Origin of the sequence: Vibrio sp. CyArs1, assembly GCF_022432925.1 — a bacterium.
GTDB classification, from domain to species: domain Bacteria; phylum Pseudomonadota; class Gammaproteobacteria; order Enterobacterales; family Vibrionaceae; genus Vibrio; species Vibrio mediterranei.
In genome coordinates this window covers 60974-81954 of record NZ_JAKRBO010000004.1, presented here as the reverse complement: position 1 = coordinate 81954, position 20981 = coordinate 60974, and the positions used below count along the sequence as shown (strand labels likewise).

The following is a 20981-nucleotide window of genomic DNA, read 5'->3' as shown; positions in this document are numbered from 1 at the left end:
AGCGCTTCTTCTCGACAGGTGAATGAAAAAACGATGCAATTGCTCACTAATCATATTGGCTATCAGGTAAACAATGCGAAACGCGCAGTGTTGATGTGTACTGATCCACATCATCCAGTGACGACTGCATATTTAGTTGATGCGTATTCTGAAAACACCGTTCTAGAGCTCACACTCGAAGGCGGACAATCTGTCGACAACTGGCATTGTGGGGGGTTTTTTACTATCGACTTCAGTCAGTATCAGCAGGCGGGACGTTACTACCTTCGCTATCAGTCCGTTCACTCTCATGATTTTGTGATTGAAGAACATAACCTATTAACGCGCAGTTTTTCTGATGTCATTCACTATTTCAAATCTCAACGCTGCGGTGGACAATTCGATGAGCACGATAAGCAAGCGCGTATTATCGGCAGCGATGACACCGCCGATGTGCACGGTGGTTGGTATGATGCTTCTGGAGATGTCAGTAAATATCTAAGCCACCTTTCCTACGCCAATTACCTCAATCCACAGCAAACTCCAATGGTGGTTTGGAATATGCTGAAAGCGGACGATATCCTGTTCGCACAACAAGACACTCCAAATTTTGTGCGTGCACGTTTACAAGAGGAAGCGCTTTACGGCGCCGAGTTTCTTGCTCGCATGCAACATAGCGACGGTTACTTTTACATGACCGTATTTGATAAGTGGAGCAAAGATGTCGAACAGCGCGATATCTGTGCCTACGAGACTCAATTAGGTCACAAGAAACAAGACTATCAAGCGGGTTTTCGACAAGGTGCTGGCATCGCTATTGCCGCTCTTGCCAAAGCGAGCCAATCTGAGTCGGCCACCTGTTCCCAAGCAGCGAATTTTATTGAGCTAGCCCGAAAAGGCTATTGGCACTTACAAGAACATAATACGCAATATCTCAACGACGGCATTGCTAATATCATTGATGAGTACTGTGCACTGCTGGCGACGGTCGAGCTTTATAAAGCGAGCGGTGAAGAGCTTTATTTAGATCAAGCGAGAATCTGGGCGGACTCATTAGCCTTGCGGGCCAAAGCCGACGACAACTACGATTTCTTCTGGTCTAGTGATTGTGACGGTTCTCGCCCGTTTTACCACGCTGCTGAAGCTGGATTACCTGTCATTGCATTAGCAGAATATCTCGCTATTGAAACTAACCTTGAACGTCAGCAACGTTTCGCGCAATTAGTCACACAAGCCTGTCAATTTGAACTAACAGTAACCGCTGAACTATTTAACCCCTTTAGCTACCCAAGACAGTATGTAAAAGGTGTTGATGAGCCGAAACGCTCTGCCTTTTTCATTCCACATAACAACGAATCTGGATATTGGTGGCAAGGTGAAAATGCCCGTATTGCTTCTCTCGCATCCATGGCTTTGATTGCCAAGGACGTAGTCTCGGACAGTTCATTAAGGCAACAGCTAGAGAGCTATGCTACTCACTGCCTCGACTGGATATTAGGGTTGAACCCTTATGACATGTGTATGTTAGACGGTTACGGTTTTAATAACCCCGATTATCTACCGCAGCTAGGATTTTTCAATGCCCATGGCGGTATCTGTAACGGCATTACTGGCGGCTTTGACGATGAACGAGATATTGCATTTAACCCCAGAAATCAAAAAGACGACATGCTGCAAAACTGGCGTTGGGGTGAGCAGTGGATTCCTCATGCTGCATGGTATCTGTTGGCCGTGGCACTACAGCATAGCGATAACAAAGGTGAGCATCATGGCTAGATTCATCGCGGGGATCGACGGGGGCGGCACCTCGTGTCGCGCCAGAGTTCTAGATAAAGATGGCACGATTATCGGTGAAGGCAAAAGTGGTAGCGCCAATATCATGTTGGGTGCTGAGGTTGCTTTAACCTCAATCATTGAAGCGATCTCCATTGCGCTGACACAAGGTGGTTTGGATAACTCCTACTTTAACCAAGTCGACGTGGGTCTAGCACTAGCAGGCGCAGAGCATAAAGCCAGTTACCTCGCTTTCCTATCAGCCCCGCATCCATTTGCCAGTATCACTTTAAATACCGACGGCTACGGTGCATGTTTGGGCGCTCATGAAGGCAAAGATGGCGCCATCATGATAGCGGGCACAGGCTCTGTTGGTCTGTTTATTTCAGGTACAACGCAGCACGTCGTTGGTGGGCGCGAGTTTCCGATTTCTGACCAAGGAGGCGGCGCTATCATGGGGCTAAGGTTGATTCAAGATGTGTTGCTTATTCAAGACGGTATTTTGGATTCTTCTCCTTTGGCCGACATCGTAATGACGCATTTTAACAATGACATTGACAATATTGTTGAATGGTCAAAGACCGCCTTGCCTAGAGATTACGGTCAGTTTTCACCACAGATTTTTGAGTATGCCTATCTCAATGATCCTCTTGCAAAAAAATTACTGATGCAAACCGCCAGTGATATTGAGATGTTTCTTACCGCCTTGCATCAACGTGGGGCAGAAAACATCTGTTTAATGGGCAGTATTGCCGAACGTATTTTTGATTGGTTATCGCCAGCAGCGCAACGTTGGATAGTGTCTCCAAAAGGAGACGCAATGGACGGTGCGTTGATGATGGCAGGACAGCCAAGTCACAATCTTTACGATTGAGGTATATCTATGGACTTTCGTATCGACTTAGCAGTGATTGAAATCTTACCCAAAGGCAGCCGTTTTGGGCTTACACTGCACAATCTCTCTGAAAAAAGCGTGGCTAATTGGCAACTCAATTTTGCTTTCGACAGGCATATTGAGAAAACCAGTTTATCTCATGGAACGCTGAAGCAAGTAGGCAGTCTCTGCTCTTTATCGATAAATAACACGCCACTTTATGCCAACAACCACTGCTACGTAGAGTTTGCTATTTCTACATCACCATTCAAATTGCTCTCTGATGGTATAAAAGAAGCGTACCTAACCACAGATTCCGGTACGCAGTGCACGGTATCTGTGTCACCTATTGTGTTGAAAGAAGCGATCGACCAACCAACTGAAGTACCTAGCGTCAAAGCAGCAAGACATAAGCTTATTCCAGAGCCGATGTCAGCTAACTTTAATAGTGGTGTCTATGAGCTAACTCGTTATAGTCAGATAACCGTCGACAATGGTGAGTTTCAATCTGCTGCCAATTGGTTAGCCGAAGAAGTAACTCGCTTGTTCAGTATCGAATCCAAGTCTATTGGTCAGCAAGATATTCATTTTAGGCATTCACCAGTACTGGATCCTGAAGAATATAAGCTGATCGTAAATGATAACGGTGTGGTCATTGAATCAACCAGTCAGTCTGGCTTTATTTATGGTGCAGCGACCTTAATTCAATTGATGGATTTTGATGTGGCGCGCCATACTCTCTACATTCCTTTCTGCCAAATACATGATAAACCTCGTTTTGCTTATCGTGGAATGATGATAGACAGTGCGCGTAGCTTCCAACCGGTTGAAGAGATCAAACGCCTTATCAACCTGTTTGCTCATTATAAATTGAATACCTTCCATTGGCATTTAACGGATGATGAAGGGTGGCGTGTTGAAATAAAAGCGCTACCTGAGCTTACTGAGATTGGCGCTTGGCGAGGCCCAAATGAAACCCTTGAGGCTCAGTTCCATCATATCAATCAGCGTTATGGCGGATTTTATAGCCAAGAAGAGATTAAGGACGTCGTCTCATTTGCAGCACAACGCGGCATCCAAGTGATTCCCGAAATCGATATTCCAGGTCACTGCCGTGCCGCCATCAAGTCATTGCCAAATATGCTGGTTGATCCTGATGACCGCTCTATCTACCGCAGTGTCCAACATTACAACGACAATACGCTGTCGCCAGGTATCGATGGCACATATCGCTTCCTTGATATCGTCTTAGAAGAGATTAGCGAGCTATTCCCTGCTCCTTACGTTCATATTGGTGCAGATGAAGTGCCTGTGGGTGTTTGGGAGAAAAGCCCAAGTTGCCAAGCTTTAATGGAGACTCACGGCTACAGCAGTTCTAAAGAGCTGCAAGGTCATTTACTCCGTTACGCTGAAGACAAACTGAAGTCTCTGGGTAAACGCATGCTGGGCTGGGAAGAAGCACACTTTGGACACAAAGTTAGCAAAGACACGGTCATATACTCGTGGCTAAGCGAAGAAGCAGCTATTAACTGCGCCAAACTCGGCTATGACGTCGTACTGCAGCCGGGTCAAACCACCTATCTGGATATGGCACAAGATCACTGCCCAACAGAACCTGGTGTTGATTGGGCAAACGTCATCACACTGGAGCAAGCTTACCTATATGAACCTCTCTCTGAGCTGAGCTCTGATGACCCAATCAAAAAACGGATACTAGGCATGCAAGCTGCGCTGTGGACTGAAATAGTCAGCCACCAGCAACGCCTAGATTACATGATATTCCCCCGACTACTCGCTCTAGCAGAGACTACTTGGTGTCCAGAGAATCGAAAAAACTACAGCGCATTTTTAGCAAGACTGAAAGCTCACCTTAGCTTGTTGCAACGCCAAGGTGTTCAATATCGCGATCCTTGGACTCAGATCGAGGAAACTGAAAACGCGCATCTCCAGACGAACAACAATAACAACGATAGAATTTAATTTCCCCATAAGGATATAGACATGCAATACGGCTACTTTGACAACGAGAATCGTGAATACGTCATCACTCGTCCCGATGCTCCTGCGCCATGGACCAATTACCTTGGTACTGAAAAATTCTGTACTGTGATTTCTCATAATGCCGGTGGCTACTCGTTCTACAACTCACCGGAATACAATCGAGTCACCAAATTCAGACCCAATGCCAGCTTTGACCGCCCAGGGCACTATGTGTACCTACGCGATGATGAAACCGGAGACTACTGGTCTATCTCTTGGCAGCCTGTAGCAAAGAGTCTCGACGAGGCTCAATATGAGGTTCGTCACGGTCTTTCTTACTCGAAATTTAAATGTGACTATGCGGGAATAGAGGCAACCAAAACCTTGTTTGTTCCTAAGGGTGAAGATGCTGAGATTTGGGATGTTGTCATTCGTAATACCAGTAATAAGCCTCGCACTATCAGTGCCTTTTCTTTTGTTGAGTTCTCATTCAGTCATATCGCCTCTGATAACCAAAACCACCAGATGTCACTTTACTCAGCAGGCACCGATTATAACGATGGTGTGATTGAGTATGACTTGTTCTACAACACCAACGATTTTGAAGGCTTCTACTATCTAGCATCAACCTTTGAACCCGATAGCTACGATGGTCAAAGAGATAATTTCCTTGGTGCTTACCGAGATGAATCGAACCCTATTGCCGTTGAACTAGGACGTTGTTCGAATCATACGCAAACCTGTTATAACCATTGCGGTTCCCTGCATAAACAATTCACTATTCAGCCAGGAGAAGAGGTTCGTTTCGCTTACATTCTAGGTATTGGCAAGGGCAACGGGGCCAGACTTCGCGATAAATATCAAAACCTATCTGAAGTGGATAGTGCCTTTGAGGCCATCAAGGCTCACTGGGAGACACGCTGCGCGAAATTCCAAGTCAGCTCTCCGAATGAAGGCTTAGATACCATGTTGAATACTTGGACTCTGTACCAAGCTGAAACCTGTGTGGTTTGGTCTCGCTTTGCTTCATTTATCGAGGTGGGAGGTCGCACTGGCTTGGGGTACCGAGATACAGCCCAAGACGCTATGGCCGTCCCTCATTCTGCTCCTGAAATGACTAAAAAACGCATTGTCGATCTGCTTCGTGGCCAAGTTAAGGCTGGCTATGGCTTGCACCTGTTCGATCCTGATTGGTTCGATCCAGAAAAAGCGGACGTTAAACCTTCTAAATCACCGACGGTAGTACCAACACCTAGTGATGAAGATAAGATCCACGGTATCGCAGATACCTGTTCTGATGACCACCTATGGTTGGTACCAACTATCTGCCGCTATGTGATGGAAACTGGTGAAATGGACTTCTTCAATGACGTCATACCTTACGCAGATGGTGGTGATGCCACTGTGTATGAGCATATGAAGGCAGCGCTTGATTTCACAGACAAACATGTTGGTGCTACTGGTATTGCAAAAGGTCTGCGTGCCGATTGGAACGACTGCCTCAACTTAGGCGGAGGAGAATCCTCCATGGTGGCATTCCTTCACTACTGGGCGCTGCAAGAGTTTGTCGACTTAGCTCGTAAATTGGGGCAACTTGACGATGTGGCGCACTATGGGCAGATGGCGAAAAAAGTTCAAGATGCCTGCGAGACTCACCTTTGGGATAAGGATGGTGGTTGGTACATCCGTGGTATTACCAAAAATGGCGATAAAGTCGGAACCAACGAACAGACCGAAGGCAAGGTTCATTTAGAATCAAACACTTGGGCGGTAGTTTCGGGTGCTGTATCCGAAGAACGTGGTAAGAAAGCCATGGACGCGGTCGATGAATATCTCTACTCCGATTATGGCTTACATCTCAACGCACCATCTTTCGCCACTCCGAACGACGATATTGGCTTCGTTACTCGGGTTTACCAAGGAGTAAAAGAGAACGGGGCAATATTCTCTCACCCTAATCCATGGGCTTGGGTCGCCGAAGCTAAGTTAGGACGCGGTGATCAAGCGATGAAGTTCTATGACGCTCTAAATCCGTATAACCAGAATGACATGATTGAAACTCGAGTTACCGAACCGTACTCCTATGTGCAGTTTATTATGGGACGTGACCATCAGGATCATGGCCGCGCCAATCATCCATGGTTAACCGGTACCTCAGGATGGGCTTACTTTGCCGCGACTAATTACATCCTTGGGGTTCGCTTAAGCTTTGACGGCCTTATCGTTGACCCATGCATTCCAACAAGCTGGCCTGAGTTTGACGTCACTCGAGAATGGCAAGGCGCAACTTACCATATCAAAGTTACCAACCCCAACCATGTCAGCAAAGGCGTCACAAGTATCACCTTAAACGGTGACGATATTGAAGGTGCTATTCCTGCACAACCTGCGGGTAGTGTAAACCAAGTCAACGTTGTTCTCGGCTAATCAAAAGCCTGAGTTGACCATAATAATGAGCCCTGCGGGGCTCTTCTCAAGGAGCAATGTATGATCAAATTTGGAACAGGCGGGTGGCGCGCTTTTATTGGTGAAGAGTTCACTCGTGATAACGTCAAACTGGTAGCGCAAGCGCTGGCTAACATCATCAATGATGAAAACGTCGCAGAACGAGGATTTATCATCGGCTATGACCGACGTTTTTTATCGGACAAAGCGGGCCGCTGGTTTGCCGAAGTGCTAGCCGCGAACCAAATCCCAGTGCACTTTATCAATAAGTTTGTGCCAACGCCTATCGTTATGTTTAAAGCCAAGAGCATGAACTGCGCTTACTCGGCTTGCATCACCGCATCTCACAACCCTGCTGATTACAACGGCATTAAAGTATTTATTGAAGGTGGTCGCGATGCCGATGAAGTGATTACTGAAAAGATAGAGTCTCAAATCGCGACCTTAACTACTACGGAGGTCAAATCTATCGACTTCGAGCACGCCGTGGACAAACAACAGATCATCGAAATAAACCCAATGAACGAGTTTGTCGATTCAATCATTGAGCTTATTGATATTGAATCCATTAAAAAAGCTAATCTACGCGTGTTGATCGACCCTATGTTTGGCGTAGCCAAAAATGCACTACAAACTGTACTGATTAATGGTCGCTGTGATGTCGATGTGATTAACGATGGGAAGAACCCTGATTTCGGTGGGCTTATGCCATCCCCTAGTGCTGCAACCCTATATCGCCTGAAACACTTGGTGGCAGCAGAAGGGTACGATATTGGTATTGGTACTGATGGCGACGCTGATCGCTTAGGGATTATTGATGAAAAAGGTAATTTTATTCACCCTAATGAAGTCTTAATGCTGCTTTATTACTACCTTCTTGAATACAAAGGTTGGAAAGGCTCAGTAGTGCGTAACATCGCCACAACCCACTTACTCGATATAATCGCACAGAGTTATGGTGAAAAGAGCTTTGAGGTTCCCGTAGGCTTTAAGCACATCAGTGCCCAAATGGAGGCAGACGACTCATTAATCGGCGGTGAAAGCTCCGGCGGTTTAACCATTCGTGGCCATATCAAAGGTAAGGATGGCGTGTTTGCTTCTAGCTTATTGGTGGAGATGCTTAGTGTCACCAACAAAAAGCTCTCTGAACTACTTGATGAGATCTATAGCAAATACGGTTATGCCTACACGGCAGAAGGTGATTGCACCTTCAAGCCGGCTCAAAAGGACAGCCTTTACCATAAGATTTATGTCGAAAAGTCTCTGCCTGAGTTCGATTATGAGGTAGAGAAAGTCAGCTACTCCGATGGAGCAAAAGTTTACTTCAAAAACGGTGGTTGGGTCATTGCTCGCTTTTCTGGTACCGAGCCACTATTGCGTATTTTTTGTGAGATGGAAGATAAATCGCAAGCAGAATATGTTCTTCAGCAGATGAAAGACTTCTTGTCTTTATAGTCTCTGCGTCCGCGTCTTCTTACCGTATAGTGGGTTGAGTCACCTTTCAATCCAAGTAAATAGTGAGAAGCTTCCTATAGGTGAAGAACATTTTGCCCGGTGACTGTCGCCGGGCTTTTTTGTACCTAGTCATTGGGGATGCCACTTTATTGCAAGAGAGTGACCTTTCGTGCGTATTTGAGCAGAGCAAATGAACTACACTTGAGTAATTAGGCAAAAGCCACAATACCTTGTGACTCTACGCTCACAGCCACGTTCTGGCCGACATCCAAGGCTTCCATCGAAGTACCCAATACCTTAGTGCCCTCAATTTCTACCACATAGCGACAATGATCACCCATGAAGTGCTGCTCAAGAATAGCGATCGAGCTGCTATCTGAGGCGCTTAACTGAACGTGCTGCGGTCGAACAAGCAACTGGCATTTTGCTCCCTGATCAATCAAGGTGCATGACGATGCTTCTATCTGACCAATGGCCGTATTAAATGTAGAGCCTGACAAGTACGTTGCGGCTAGATAGCTTCCGCCACCTAAAAAGTCAGCAACGAACTTGCTCGATGGACAGAAATACAGCTCTGATGCTGTACCGTACTGCTCAATCACACCTTGGTTCATCACCGCCATTTTATCGGCAAACGCAAACGCTTCTTCTCGACTGTGAGTCACAAAGATGGCTGTTACACCCTGCTTTTTGAAAATCTTGCGGATCTCTCGAATCAGCTCATGTCGTACTTGTGTATCGATATTAGAAAATGGTTCATCAAGCAGAAGTAGATCGGGTTTATAAGCTAAACTACGAGCAATGGCGACACGCTGCTGTTGTCCGCCCGATAGCTGATGAGGATAACGATCGCTAAACTGATCCAAATGAACCAAACTCAGCATCTCCTCGACAATCGCGTCTTGTTCTTGCTTAGCCATTCCCTTTAGACCAAACGCTACATTTTGAGCTACGGTTAAGTGAGGAAATAGCGCATAATCTTGAAAGATCATACCGATATTACGCTGCTCTGGCGCTAGCCATGTCTCACCATTGTCGATCACGCGCTCACCAAGCGTCATCACACCTTGAGAAAGAGGCAATAAGCCTGCCACCGCTTTGAGTAGCGTGGTCTTTCCGCAACCACTCGCGCCCAACAAGCAAACAATTTCACCTTGTTCAACCTGAAGCGATAAGGACTCTAAAATCGTCTGACCATCATATTGGCAAGATAGGTTTTTGATAGACAAAGCCGTAGTCATTAGTGGTTTTGCTCCAGTGAACGGTTAACAATAATAAGAGGTAGTAGGCCGACCAACACTAACAATACCGCTGGCATCGCGGCAAGTTCTAAGTGCTCGTCAGAAGCAAAGTTGTACACGTAAGTAGCCAGAGTCTCGAAATTGAAAGGACGCAATAACAGGGCTGCATTTAGTTCTTTCATGGATTCGATAAACACCAATAAACCAGCGATCAACACGCCCCGTTTAATAAGCGGTAAATGCACTCGAAGCAGCATTTGGTTCTTCTTACATCCCATAGTGCGTGAAGCCATATCAAGAGACGGCGATACCTTACTTAAGCTGGTTTCAATACTACCGATAGCAACGGCAGAAAAGCGCACCACCATTGCAAAAACAAGTGCAAACATGGAACCAGAGAAAATCAATCCAGGGCGTTGCCAATCCATCCATTTAGCAAAATCGTTGACGCTGTGATCCATAAATAACACGGTGACCATAACCCCAATTGCCAAGACGGTTCCCGGTACGGCATAGCCAAGCGAAGAAGCGCGCATAAAGACCACACTTTTTCTATTTGGTGAAAGCCTACGATAGAAGTTCACGACGATAGCAACAAAGACACCAATAATCGCTGCCATCAATGACACTTTGAGACTGTTCATGGCATAGGTCTGAAATTCTTCGGTCCAGCTTTGTGCAAAATACTTGTAGGCGTAAATCATCAACTGACCAAGCGGCAAGATAAATGCAATCGACACTAGGCCCCAACACCAGAACAGCGCTAACCATTTTTTCCAGCCCGATAGCTCATAGCGAAAGTCTTCGTGACTGTTGTATTGGCTTTGAAATAGCTTTTGCTTACGTCGACTATAGCGCTCGGCGCCGAGTAACAACACGATCACCACCATCATCATGGCCGAGATCTTCGCAGCAGCACTTAAATTAGAATACCCCAACCAAGTGTCGTAGACCGCCGTGGTTAAAGTACTCACGGCAAAATAGCTCACGGTACCAAAATCGCCTATGGTCTCCATCGCCACCAATGACAAACCAACGGCGATAGATGGTCTAGCGAGTGGTAATGAAATGCGCCAAAAGCTTGCCAACGGAGAACACTTTAACAAACGTGCCGATTGCAACAGTGAGACGTTCTGCTCCATAAATGCCGCACGGCACAGCAGATAGACATAAGGGTACAGCACTAGCGACAAGACAACTGTAGCACCTCCAACGGTGCGAATATCAGGAAACCAGTAGTCCCCTGCTTGCCAGCTAAATACATCTCGTAACCAAATTTGGATGGGACCAGCAAAGTCAAACCAATCAGTAAAGATGTAGCCAATGATATACCCCGGCATGGCTAGTGGTAGCACCAAGGCCCACTGCAACACTTTTTCACTTGGCAGTTTGCACATAGCCATCAACCATGCACTAGGAACCCCCAGAAACAAAGAGAGAACCAAGACACCAGCGACCAATTTGACCGTATTTAAGATGTAGGTGGGCATCACCGTCGCAAGAAGGTGCGAGAAGAGATCACTTGATTCACCAAGTGCAGTATAGAAGATCGCTAAAATAGGCAAAACCAGTAGCAGAGTAAGTACTCCACTACTGGTTTTCCAAACATCATTTTTTTCTTTCATTGCCTAAACATACAGCAGGCGACACGAAGTCGGAAGTTCTTAACCAGAATAACAAAGGGGGTATTATACCCCCTTTCTATCGATTATAGGTCGAACTTAACTTCGTCTAACAATTTGATTGCAGCACTGTGATATTCAGCAATCTCATCAAGCGAGATTTTATCGGCTTTGAAATCACCCCATGACGCCACAAGCTCAGAGCGCTTAACGCCTTCTTTTACCGGGTACTCATAGTTAACTTCTGCATACATTTGCTGAGCTTTGTCGCCTGTTAAGAACTCCATTAGCTTCAATGCGTTGTCTTTGTTTGGCGAGTATTTCGCCATCGCCATACCACTGATATTTACGTGAGTACCCGTTGTGTTTTGGTTCGGGAAGTTAATGTATACCGCATCAGCCCAAGCTTTTTGCTCTTTGTCATTAACCATCTTACCTAGGTAGTAGCTGTTACCTAGAGATACGTCACACAGGCCTTCGCTGATCGCTTTCACTTGAGCGCGGTCATTGCCTTGTGGTTTGCGGGCTAGGTTAGCTTTTACGCCTTCTAGCCACTCTTTTGTCTCCGCTTCACCGTGGTGAGCAATCATAGAAGACACAAGAGATACGTTGTAAGGGTGCTTACCGCTACGAGTACAGATTTTGCCTTTGTACTCAGCGTTTGCTAGGTCGATATAATCAAAATCATTACCTAGTTTGCCTACGCGGTCACGAGAAGAGTATACGTTACGAGTACGCAGTGTTAATGCAAACCACTCATTCTCTTTATCGCGATATTGAGCAGGAACGTTAGCGTTGATTACGTCACTATCTACCGCTTGAACTACATCCTTGTCAGTCAATTCCGCTAGACGGCTAATATCTGTTGTTAACACTACGTCAGCCGGGCTGTATTCGCCCTCTTGCTGAAGTTTTTCTGCCAGACCTTTCTTAGCAAACTTTACGTTTACTTTAATGCCCGTTTCTTTAGTGAACTCGTTAAACATAGGCTCAACAAGGAAAGGTTGGCGGTAAGAGTAAACGTTGACTTCTTCAGCGGCCATCGCTGGTACTGCAAAGCTAGCTGCAATTGCTGAAAGAGTTAGCAGTTTTTTCATCGTTTTAGTTCCTTTAATTCATAATGAGAACGTTTATCAGTTGCGTTATTATATTCATATTAATTCTGAAAACAATGATCTGATATAAAAAAACCTGCCATAAAAGGCAGGTTTTGATTAAGTTTGTAACAAAACATTACTTAACACTAACAAACTCCGGATAAGCACCTACACCACAATCGTGCATGTCCATACCCTCTAATTCTTCTTCTTCTGTTACACGAATACCGATTGTCGCTTTCAGCACTGCCCAGACAGCAAGACTTGCCGCGAACACCCAACCGAAGATAACTGCTGCGCCTAAAAGCTGAGCACCAAACGTTGCATCGCCGTTGCTCAGTGGCACTACCATTAGGCCGAAGAAACCACACACACCGTGAACAGAGATAGCACCAACTGGATCATCAATCTTAAGCTTGTCTAGGCCAATGATGCTGAATACGACTAGCGCACCGCCTACTGCACCAATAGCTACTGAGTATACAGGTGAAGGAGATAGAGGATCAGCAGTGATAGCAACAAGACCCGCTAACGCACCATTGAGAATCATAGTTAAGTCAGCTTTACCCCACGTTGTTTTGCACACTAGCATTGCTGCAATAGCACCCGCTGCTGCTGCTGCGTTAGTGTTAAGGAAGATTTGACCTACTGCTGTCGCGTTCTCAAAATCTGAAACCATTAATTGAGAGCCACCGTTGAAGCCGAACCAGCCTAACCATAGGATAAACGTACCTAGAGTAGCTAAAGGCATATTTGAACCTGGAATTGGGTAGATTTCACCATTCTTGCCGTACTTGCCTTTACGAGCACCTAGCAACAGGACACCAGCTAATGCAGCCGCTGCACCCGCCATATGAACGATACCTGAGCCAGCAAAGTCACTAAAGCCTGCTTCTGATAGGAAACCACCACCCCAAGTCCAATAACCTTCCATAGGATAAATAAATGCCGTTAGTACGACAGAGAAGATAAGGAAAGACCAAAGCTTCATACGCTCAGCAACCGCACCGGATACCACTGACATTGCTGTTGCTACGAAAACAACTTGGAAGAAGAAGTCCGACTCTAGAGAGTGGTCTGCACCTTCACCTTGAGTGCCGATTAGCGCACCAAACGATGGAAGCCAGCCGCCTTCGCCATTGTCCACATACATAATGTTGTAACCCACGATGAGATAACAAGTACATGCGATAGCGTACAAACAGAAGTTTTTGGTTAAGATTTCAGTGGTGTTTTTTGAGCGAACTAGGCCAGCCTCTAACATGGCAAAGCCTGCCGCCATCCACATTACGAGCGCGCCTGAAATAAGAAAGTAAAAAGTGTCTAGCGCATAACGCAGTTCGCTGACTGTTGTTGCTAATTCCATAATATGTTCTCCAATCCCTTAAAGTGCTTCAGCATCCATTTCGCCCGTACGAATGCGTACTGCTTGGGCTAGGTCGTACACAAATATTTTTCCGTCGCCAATCTTGCCAGTTTGAGCCGCATTAGTGATAGCTTCTATAACTCGGTCTACGTTGTCTGCGTGCGTTGCAATTTCCAGCTTCACTTTCGGTAGAAAGTCCACTTGATACTCTGCACCGCGATATAATTCTGTGTGACCTTTCTGACGACCAAATCCTTTGACCTCAGAAACTGTCATCCCTTCAATGCCTACATCTGCAAGTGCTTCTCTTACATCATCCAGCTTGAATGGTTTAATGATTGCGTTAATAAGTTTCATGGCATCCCCTTCGCCTTTTTATCCCTGTTGCTTAGAACAGCAATCAAGGTGCGTGCCAACTTTTTAACCTATTGAAATATAAGGATTCGAGGTTTGTATGTTATAAAAATGAAAATACCTTGCACTTTATTGGTGCAAGGTATTCACAAAAATAATGCGTTAAATGTTATTAGCACTAAGAATGTGCAAAATAACCGTATTATCCACTTAGCGATTATGTATAAAGCGCTCCCACTGCTCGATAACAGACAAGAAATCCTCCAAACCGCACTCACTGTAGCTTTCACTTTCATACAGTGAAAACTCTTCTTCGGACTCTGTTAACGTCTCAAAAGCTAACGTATTTTCATACACATGGACTTCAGACTCGAGAATACTCAAAGAAATCTCTTTGCCCTGCCACTTGTGTTCATTACCAGAAAATTGTGACGCTTTCGATAGCAGTGCTTTTATTTCCATGATGGTGCGGTCGTCGGTACTAACTGCTTCTTGAAGTAATCTAGCGATCACTTCTTGACCCATTTCGCACTTCACCAGATATTCACCAGTGAAACTGTTTTTAATAAACTCGAATTCCATCACTTTTTCTCTCTGTAAACTCGCGCCGATTATACCTCAGAATCACTAGCAATCAGGTATACTCAACAACAATTCCTTAGAAGAGCCAATACCATGCAACTTAACTCTCTCATTGCTAAGCAAATTGTTGATCGTGCAAAAAAGATCATTGCCTACTCCATTAACGTTATGGATGAAAATGGCGTGATCATTGGCTCAAGCGATCCTAGTCGACTGCATCAAACACACGAAGGTGCACTGTTGGCCATTCGTGATAACCGCACGATTGAGATCAATGACTCTGTTGCCTCCACTCTTTCTGGCGTAAAAACTGGTATTAACCTCCCTATTATTTACAGCGAACATGTTATTGGCGTAGTGGGTATTTCTGGGACACCGGAAGAGGTAAGAAGCTACGGTGAACTGGTTAAAATGACGGCTGAGCTGATCGTCGAACAAGCGGCATTAATGTCTCAGGTCCAGTGGAATAAACGTCATAGGGAAGAGCTGCTGCTACAACTTATCGAAGGCTCGAGCTTGAATGATGGCCAGTTGCTCTCCATTGCCCAAAGGCTGGACCTCGATCTTTCCCAGCCAAGAGTCGCCACTGTTATTAAAGTAATTCCACGCGCAGGCGAACCAGTCACACTAGAACACTTACAAAAACTGGTTCATCTATTGGAACACCCGGAGCGCGACAATATAGTCGGTATTGCTTCAGTTTCTATGAATGAGATCGTGGTTCTTAAGCCCGTGACTATTGTTAATCACACTTGGAATCGTAAAGAAGAGCAGAAGCGAGTCGCTAAACTGGTAAAACGCATCGACAATGAGTGTGACTTTTCGATTCAAATGGCGATTGGTGATTATTTTCCGGGTCTAATCGGCCTTGCGCGCTCATATGAAACGGCCAAAGCAACGATAGAGAGTAGTACCAGTAATGATGATGCTGTCATGTTCTATCAAGATCGCAAACTTTCGGTACTGGTCAGCAGTATCAAACAAGACCCATGGCGAGCTACTCAGCTTAAAGCACCCATCGAGAAATTAATGGCAGCCGACAGCAAAAAGGTCCTATTGAAAACCCTGAGCACCTTTTTTGCTCAAAATTGCGATCTGGCTCAAACTTGTGAATCCCTCCATATTCATCGTAACACTTTGCGATACCGCCTAGACAAAATACAACAAGAAACAAATTTAGATATCAATAATTTAGATGACAAAATCCAGCTTTATCTTGCGTTAAAATGTTTGTAAACATTACGTTAATTTGTGCATTTGCACAAATTATCTATTACCCACAATGATAAATTCGTCAATTCGCATAAAGAAAATCCTCGCCTGAATAGCTAATCTTCCGCTCATAAAGGGTGCAAACACCCAATAAAAAAATTATTAAATTAGCGGAAAACTAAACCATGATTGAAGTCTCTACCTTAGGCGCACTCGCAGCTCTTGTTGTTGCCATTGCCCTTATTCTCAAAAAAGTTCCACCAGCTTATGGCATGATCATCGGTGCCCTGATCGGCGGTGTTGTAGGTGGCGTGTCATTAACCGATACGGTTGCTCTAATGATTGGCGGTGCACAAGGCATTGTTACTGCTGTATTGCGTATTCTTGCTGCTGGTGTTCTTGCTGGCGTTCTAATTGAATCAGGGGCGGCAACCTCTATCGCAGAGACCATCGTTAAGAAAGTCGGTGAGACTCGCGCCCTTCTTGCTCTGGCTATCGCCACCATGATTCTGACTGCCGTTGGCGTATTCGTCGATGTTGCAGTTATTACCGTTTCTCCAATTGCTCTTGCCATTGCTCGCCGCGCGGACATCTCTAAAACAGCAATTTTGCTTGCTATGGTTGGCGGCGGTAAAGCCGGTAACGTCATGTCACCTAACCCAAACTCAATTGCAGCAGCTGACGCTTTCAACGTTCCACTAACTTCGGTGATGGCTGCAGGTGTGATTCCAGGACTTTGCGGCATGATCTTCGCTTACTTCCTCGCGAAAAAGCTCGTCAACAAAGGCTCTAAAGTAGCAGAAAGCGAAGTGGTTGCTGTTGATCACTCTAGACTACCGTCATTTGGCGCATCGATTGTTGCTCCACTTGTAGCGATCGCTCTACTTTCTCTTCGCCCAATTGCTGGTATTAACGTAGACCCACTTATCGCGCTTCCATTAGGTGGTTTACTTGGTGCCGTCGTCATGGGTCGTTTTGCTGACACTAACCACTTTGCCGTTTCCGGTCTATCACGTATGGCACCTGTCGCAGTTATGTTATTAGGTACCGGTACCTTAGCTGGCATTATTGCTAACTCTGGTCTGAAAGATGTGCTTATCGATTCCCTAACTGCATCAGGCCTTCCTTCTTATCTATTGGCACCAATTTCAGGTGCAATGATGGCGCTTGCTACCGCTTCTACTACAGCCGGTACCGCCGTTGCGTCTAGTGTGTTTAGTTCCACAATTCTTGAGCTTGGCGTTCCAGCATTAGCCGGTGCAGCCATGATTCACTCAGGTGCTACCGTATTGGATCACATGCCACACGGTAGTTTCTTCCACGCCACTGGTGGCGCTGTGCATATGGATATTCGCGAGCGTCTCAAACTCATTCCTTACGAGTCTGCGGTTGGTCTAGTGATCGCCTTTGTCTCTGTAATGATCTTTGGTGTGTTCGGTCTATTTGTATAAGGTCCTATTATGAAAATTATTATTGCTCCAGATTCATACAAAGAAAGCTTAACGGCCATGGAAGTTGCCGAAGCGATCGAAACCGGTTTTAAGAAAATCTTTGCCGATGCTGAATATATCAAACTTCCAATGGCGGACGGTGGTGAAGGTACGGTTCAATCATTGGTTGATGCTACTGAAGGCTCGATTGTTACTTGCCAAATTACTGGCCCCTTAGGTCAGCAAGTTGAAGGCTTCTACGGCCTTATGGGGGATGGTTCTACAGCTATTATTGAAATGGCTGCGGCATCAGGCCTACATCTGGTTGAACCTGAGCTACGCAACCCGCTTGTTACCACAACTTATGGAACTGGCGAATTAATCAAAGCGGCGCTAGAGCGCGGTGTGAAGCACATTATTGTTGGTATTGGCGGCAGCGCTACCAATGATGGCGGCATAGGTATGGCGCAGGCTCTTGGTGCTAAATTGCTGGACCAACGAGGTAATGAACTTGGCTTTGGCGGTGGAGAACTCGATAAGCTGGCCAGCATTGACCTATCAGGCCTTGATGCTCGCCTGAAAGACATCCGCTTGGAAGTCGCGTGCGACGTTGATAATCCTCTGTGTGGTCCTAAAGGCGCCTCGCACGTGTTTGGTCCACAAAAAGGCGCAACACCAGAGATCGTGGCAACCCTCGATAGCAACCTAGCGCATTATGCCAATGTCATCAAAGCTACTAACGGTCGTGACGTCATTGATACCGCAGGCGCCGGTGCTGCTGGTGGCCTCGGAGCAGCGCTACTTGGTTTGTTTGATGCATCACTACGTCCAGGTATCCAAATTGTGATGGATGCGGTGAACCTAAGCGAAGTGGTAAAAGATGCAGACCTTGTGATTACCGGTGAAGGCCGAATTGACAGCCAAACCATTCATGGTAAGACGCCTATTGGTGTGGCACGTACTGCGAAGCAATACGACATTCCTGTGATAGCCATTGCAGGTAGCACAGCAAAAGACTGCGCAGTGGTTCACGAACACGGTATTGATGCGGCGTACAGCGTAGTACTAGGTGCGACTGACCTACCAACCGCCTTAAAAGAAGCGGCGTTCAACGTTGAAATGACCTCTCGTAATATTGCAGCGGCAATGGCGATGAACTTCAGCAAATAATCCGCTTTAGAAACACAAAATGCCCACTCAATTGAGTGGGCATTTTTTATTATCATACTTACCGTCACGTTAAGCGCAAAAAATGCTGTTAGAACTCGATGTTACGACCGAAGCTCATTGGCCATTCTGTTGGGTTTTTCTTACCTTCGCGGATGTGGCGACATTCAGCTAGCCATACTAGAAGCTCCCAACCGAATGCAGCAGTAAGCAGCGCATCTTTCTCGTCAGAGTTTTTCTGAGGCGCAAACTCGGCAATATCAGCGCCCACTAAGTTAATGCGCTTAGTCGCGCGAAGTTTACGGAAGATGTCGTAATACATGCGAGCAGAAACACCAAATGGATCTGGGCTTGAGTTTGCACTGTGATCAAGAAGATCTAGACCATCTAAGTCAAAGGTTAGGTACACCGGACGACCATCACCTTGTTTCTCAAGGATCTGTTCTACGATGTAATCCACGCCTAAATCGTAAATTTCATCAGCCAAGTAGAAGTTACCGCCAATCGCCTTCGCTTTGCCTTGTTGAGATGCACACCAGCGACCGCGCATACCCATACTGACACTGGTCGTTGGGTCGATAGCGCCTTCTGATGCTAAGCGGCAATACCAGTTACCTGAATATGACTCGTAATCAAAGTCAGCACGTGTGAGTAGGTCAAAGTGACCATCAATATGAATAAGTGAAACAGGACCGTGCACTTTCGCAAGTGCCGCAGGCCCTGGGTAAGCAACGGTATGGTCGCCACCAAAGAAGAATGGAGTACAGCCGTGGTTGATCACCATGTCATCAACCACTTTCTGCGCATTGCGCATTTCTTCATCTAAGTTGAACTGACCAAGGCCATCCCAGTTTCCGTAATCGATGATGTTACATAGTTCAAATGGCATCGTGCCATCTTGGTGAATAAGGCCCATACCAGTTTTAGAAGCGTCACGAATCGCACCAGGACCAAATTTATGACCACCAGCGTTTGGAGAACACTTATCCATGGTCAAGCCATACATAACAATGTCCGCGTTTTCAAAGCTGTTCACATACGGTGCTCCAAATGCACCAACATGCTCTTTACCCAGTAAGCTGAATGCTTCTACACCTTGTTCCGCCATACGCTGCTGCATTGGAGCGATGTCTTCATTGATATAAAAGTCTGCATCCGACTTATTCCAATAGATATCTTGGTAAAGTTCGAGTTTCTCTTTTGAAATTTCTACACGTTTTGGCTTGAACATATTGTTGTCCTCATTGTTTTGTCTGCTTTTCAGCGATGTCTGTATTGTATCCACTCACCTCGCTTACTATAATTACATTTCCGGCCAATGAGATTACATTTCAGGACAACAACATGAGCTCACTACATCAGCAGCAGTTTTTGCAAGCCATTGTTGGCCACTGGGAATCATTACTCAGAGATTTGGCGAAACAGCCACTGGCTATCGATCCGTTTCTTCGCCGCGCTAAAATCAGACGTATTAGCTATGGTCATTATGAATTGATGACGACTCAACAAGTGCTGACGTTAATGAAATTGTCCATGGAACAGTTGAACATCGACGGTATCGGATTACGCATCGCAAGTAGGCTTACCATTGAAGACACCGGAGCTTTGGGCTTTGCCATGCTAGGCTGTAAGACACTTAAGCAACTATTAGAAACGATCATTCATATACCCTGGATGACCAGTGACTACGTGGATATTCGTATTGCCTACGACCGAGAATATGCCTATATCACTGCCGAAGATCGTTCCGCATTTTGGACGCCGCAGCCCTACACTATCGAAGACAGCATTGGTCATTACTACCTTGGAATAAAAAAGCTCTTGGGAGAGCAATTTGATAAAGATAAAGTCTCGATTTCCCTTAGTTATGCCGCGCCAAGTTATAAACACCTCTATCACCAGTATTTAGGTATCATGCCGACCTTCAACGCAGCGAGTAATCAAATTAGGCTCCCCATTGAGTGGATCGATATGCCCATCTCTGCGAATGAATCCTTAGTCGCCAATATCGCAGCGAAGCACAGTGCGGAGATGAACCAGCAATCACGAGCCAGCACCAGTTGCGATCAGATAAGAATGCGCCTGTACGCTCTTCTCTCTTCCGGAGTGCCCACCATGGAACAAATGGCTGAAGATTTAGGCTTCACCGCAAGAACCTTACGACGACGACTTCATGATGAAGGTAAAACTTACAAACAACTCGTGCTCGACGTTCGAATGCAAATGGCCAATGAGTATTTACTGAAGACTTCATTATCGTTATCTGATATTGCCAACCTCCTCGACTATCACTCGGCACCACCGTTTATTCGCGCGTTCAAAGCTTATCATCAGGTTTCGCCTTCACAATTCAAGCTAGAAACGAAAAAAGCCCAGTCCGAGGGAGACTGGGCATAAAATCAAG

The 20981-nt window shown here is 45.8% G+C and carries 16 protein-coding genes; 9 read left to right on the top strand and 7 right to left on the bottom strand.

Annotation, left to right across the window (positions count from 1 at the left end):
- The first annotated feature begins 33 nt into the window (after positions 1–33).
- Genes MMA19_RS13690 through MMA19_RS13670 form a run of 5 tightly spaced genes read left to right on the top strand, consistent with a single transcriptional unit; the run spans position 34 to position 8506 of the window.
- The gene (locus MMA19_RS13690) at positions 34–1755 is read left to right on the top strand and encodes a glycoside hydrolase family 9 protein (protein ID WP_240206468.1); all 1722 of its coding nucleotides are present in this window, start codon (positions 34–36) and stop codon (positions 1753–1755) included.
- On the top strand, positions 1748–2626 hold the full coding sequence (locus tag MMA19_RS13685) for an N-acetylglucosamine kinase (protein ID WP_239920161.1): 879 nt from the start codon (positions 1748–1750) through the stop codon (positions 2624–2626). Before MMA19_RS13690 ends, MMA19_RS13685 begins: the two co-directional genes overlap by 8 nt.
- A 9-nt stretch (positions 2627–2635) precedes the next feature.
- A complete protein-coding gene (locus tag MMA19_RS13680) occupies positions 2636–4606 on the top strand; it encodes a beta-N-acetylhexosaminidase (RefSeq protein ID WP_240206467.1) in 1971 nt (656 codons plus the stop codon).
- 21 nt (positions 4607–4627) lie between these two features.
- Positions 4628–7033, top strand: coding sequence for a N,N'-diacetylchitobiose phosphorylase (locus MMA19_RS13675; RefSeq protein WP_240206466.1), 2406 nt, complete (start codon positions 4628–4630; stop codon positions 7031–7033).
- A gap of 60 nt (positions 7034–7093) precedes the next feature.
- The gene (locus MMA19_RS13670) at positions 7094–8506 is read left to right on the top strand and encodes a phosphoglucomutase/phosphomannomutase family protein (protein ID WP_240206465.1); all 1413 of its coding nucleotides are present in this window, start codon (positions 7094–7096) and stop codon (positions 8504–8506) included.
- 209 nt (positions 8507–8715) lie between these two features.
- On the opposite strand, the gene MMA19_RS13665 is transcribed toward MMA19_RS13670, so the two are convergent.
- The 6 genes from MMA19_RS13665 to MMA19_RS13640 all read right to left on the bottom strand — a co-directional run bounded on the left by MMA19_RS13665 (position 8716) and on the right by MMA19_RS13640 (position 14768).
- Positions 8716–9747: an ABC transporter ATP-binding protein gene (locus MMA19_RS13665; protein WP_240206464.1), complete on the bottom strand. Its 1032-nt coding sequence runs from the start codon at positions 9745–9747 to the stop codon at positions 8716–8718.
- The gene (locus tag MMA19_RS13660) at positions 9747–11372 is read right to left on the bottom strand and encodes an iron ABC transporter permease (protein ID WP_124940596.1); all 1626 of its coding nucleotides are present in this window, start codon (positions 11370–11372) and stop codon (positions 9747–9749) included. Before MMA19_RS13660 ends, MMA19_RS13665 begins: the two co-directional genes overlap by 1 nt.
- Positions 11373–11455: 83 nt before the next feature.
- Positions 11456–12466 (bottom strand): Fe(3+) ABC transporter substrate-binding protein, encoded by a 1011-nt coding sequence (locus tag MMA19_RS13655; RefSeq protein ID WP_240206463.1) that lies wholly within the window; start codon positions 12464–12466, stop codon positions 11456–11458.
- Positions 12467–12602: 136 nt separating this feature from the next.
- Positions 12603–13832 (bottom strand): ammonium transporter, encoded by a 1230-nt coding sequence (locus MMA19_RS13650; protein ID WP_038229081.1) that lies wholly within the window; start codon positions 13830–13832, stop codon positions 12603–12605.
- Between the two features lie 18 nt (positions 13833–13850).
- Positions 13851–14189 carry a P-II family nitrogen regulator gene (locus tag MMA19_RS13645; protein ID WP_038229080.1) on the bottom strand — a complete coding sequence of 113 codons (339 nt, stop codon included), beginning with the start codon at positions 14187–14189 and terminating at the stop codon, positions 13851–13853.
- Between the two features lie 207 nt (positions 14190–14396).
- On the bottom strand, positions 14397–14768 hold the full coding sequence (locus MMA19_RS13640) for a YacL family protein (RefSeq protein WP_240206462.1): 372 nt from the start codon (positions 14766–14768) through the stop codon (positions 14397–14399).
- Positions 14769–14861: 93 nt separating this feature from the next.
- Between MMA19_RS13640 and MMA19_RS13635 the strand changes: the two genes are divergently transcribed.
- The 3 genes from MMA19_RS13635 (at position 14862) to MMA19_RS13625 (ending at position 18580) form a co-directional block, all read left to right on the top strand.
- Positions 14862–16004, top strand: a complete 1143-nt coding sequence (locus MMA19_RS13635; protein ID WP_240206461.1) for a sugar diacid recognition domain-containing protein — start codon at positions 14862–14864, stop codon at positions 16002–16004.
- 161 nt (positions 16005–16165) lie between these two features.
- Entirely contained in the window at positions 16166–17431 is a 1266-nt protein-coding gene (locus MMA19_RS13630; RefSeq protein ID WP_031495021.1) for a GntP family permease, read from the top strand.
- Between the two features lie 9 nt (positions 17432–17440).
- Complete coding sequence (locus tag MMA19_RS13625) at positions 17441–18580, top strand: glycerate kinase (protein WP_240206460.1); 1140 nt, start codon at positions 17441–17443, stop codon at positions 18578–18580.
- An 88-nt stretch (positions 18581–18668) separates the two neighbouring features.
- Here MMA19_RS13625 and MMA19_RS13620 read toward each other — a convergent pair whose 3' ends face one another.
- Positions 18669–19808 (bottom strand): arginase family protein, encoded by a 1140-nt coding sequence (locus MMA19_RS13620; protein ID WP_006075617.1) that lies wholly within the window; start codon positions 19806–19808, stop codon positions 18669–18671.
- 113 nt (positions 19809–19921) lie between these two features.
- On the opposite strand from MMA19_RS13620, the gene MMA19_RS13615 reads away from it, so the two are divergent.
- On the top strand, positions 19922–20974 hold the full coding sequence (locus MMA19_RS13615; protein WP_006075618.1) for an AraC family transcriptional regulator: 1053 nt from the start codon (positions 19922–19924) through the stop codon (positions 20972–20974).
- Positions 20975–20981: the final 7 nt, after the last annotated feature.

Excerpts from the sequence above, each read along its gene's own strand:
- MMA19_RS13690 (WP_240206468.1), top strand. The coding sequence starts at position 34 with ATGCAATTGCTCACTAATCATATTGGCTATCAGGTAAACAATGCGAAA.
- MMA19_RS13685 (WP_239920161.1), top strand. The coding sequence starts at position 1,748 with ATGGCTAGATTCATCGCGGGGATCGACGGGGGCGGCACCTCGTGTCGC.
- MMA19_RS13680 (WP_240206467.1), top strand. The coding sequence starts at position 2,636 with ATGGACTTTCGTATCGACTTAGCAGTGATTGAAATCTTACCCAAAGGC.
- MMA19_RS13675 (WP_240206466.1), top strand. The coding sequence starts at position 4,628 with ATGCAATACGGCTACTTTGACAACGAGAATCGTGAATACGTCATCACT.
- MMA19_RS13670 (WP_240206465.1), top strand. The coding sequence starts at position 7,094 with ATGATCAAATTTGGAACAGGCGGGTGGCGCGCTTTTATTGGTGAAGAG.
- MMA19_RS13665 (WP_240206464.1), bottom strand. The coding sequence starts at position 9,747 with ATGACTACGGCTTTGTCTATCAAAAACCTATCTTGCCAATATGATGGT.
- MMA19_RS13660 (WP_124940596.1), bottom strand. The coding sequence starts at position 11,372 with ATGAAAGAAAAAAATGATGTTTGGAAAACCAGTAGTGGAGTACTTACT.
- MMA19_RS13655 (WP_240206463.1), bottom strand. The coding sequence starts at position 12,466 with ATGAAAAAACTGCTAACTCTTTCAGCAATTGCAGCTAGCTTTGCAGTA.
- MMA19_RS13650 (WP_038229081.1), bottom strand. The coding sequence starts at position 13,832 with ATGGAATTAGCAACAACAGTCAGCGAACTGCGTTATGCGCTAGACACT.
- MMA19_RS13645 (WP_038229080.1), bottom strand. The coding sequence starts at position 14,189 with ATGAAACTTATTAACGCAATCATTAAACCATTCAAGCTGGATGATGTA.
- MMA19_RS13640 (WP_240206462.1), bottom strand. The coding sequence starts at position 14,768 with ATGGAATTCGAGTTTATTAAAAACAGTTTCACTGGTGAATATCTGGTG.
- MMA19_RS13635 (WP_240206461.1), top strand. The coding sequence starts at position 14,862 with ATGCAACTTAACTCTCTCATTGCTAAGCAAATTGTTGATCGTGCAAAA.
- MMA19_RS13630 (WP_031495021.1), top strand. The coding sequence starts at position 16,166 with ATGATTGAAGTCTCTACCTTAGGCGCACTCGCAGCTCTTGTTGTTGCC.
- MMA19_RS13625 (WP_240206460.1), top strand. The coding sequence starts at position 17,441 with ATGAAAATTATTATTGCTCCAGATTCATACAAAGAAAGCTTAACGGCC.
- MMA19_RS13620 (WP_006075617.1), bottom strand. The coding sequence starts at position 19,808 with ATGTTCAAGCCAAAACGTGTAGAAATTTCAAAAGAGAAACTCGAACTT.
- MMA19_RS13615 (WP_006075618.1), top strand. The coding sequence starts at position 19,922 with ATGAGCTCACTACATCAGCAGCAGTTTTTGCAAGCCATTGTTGGCCAC.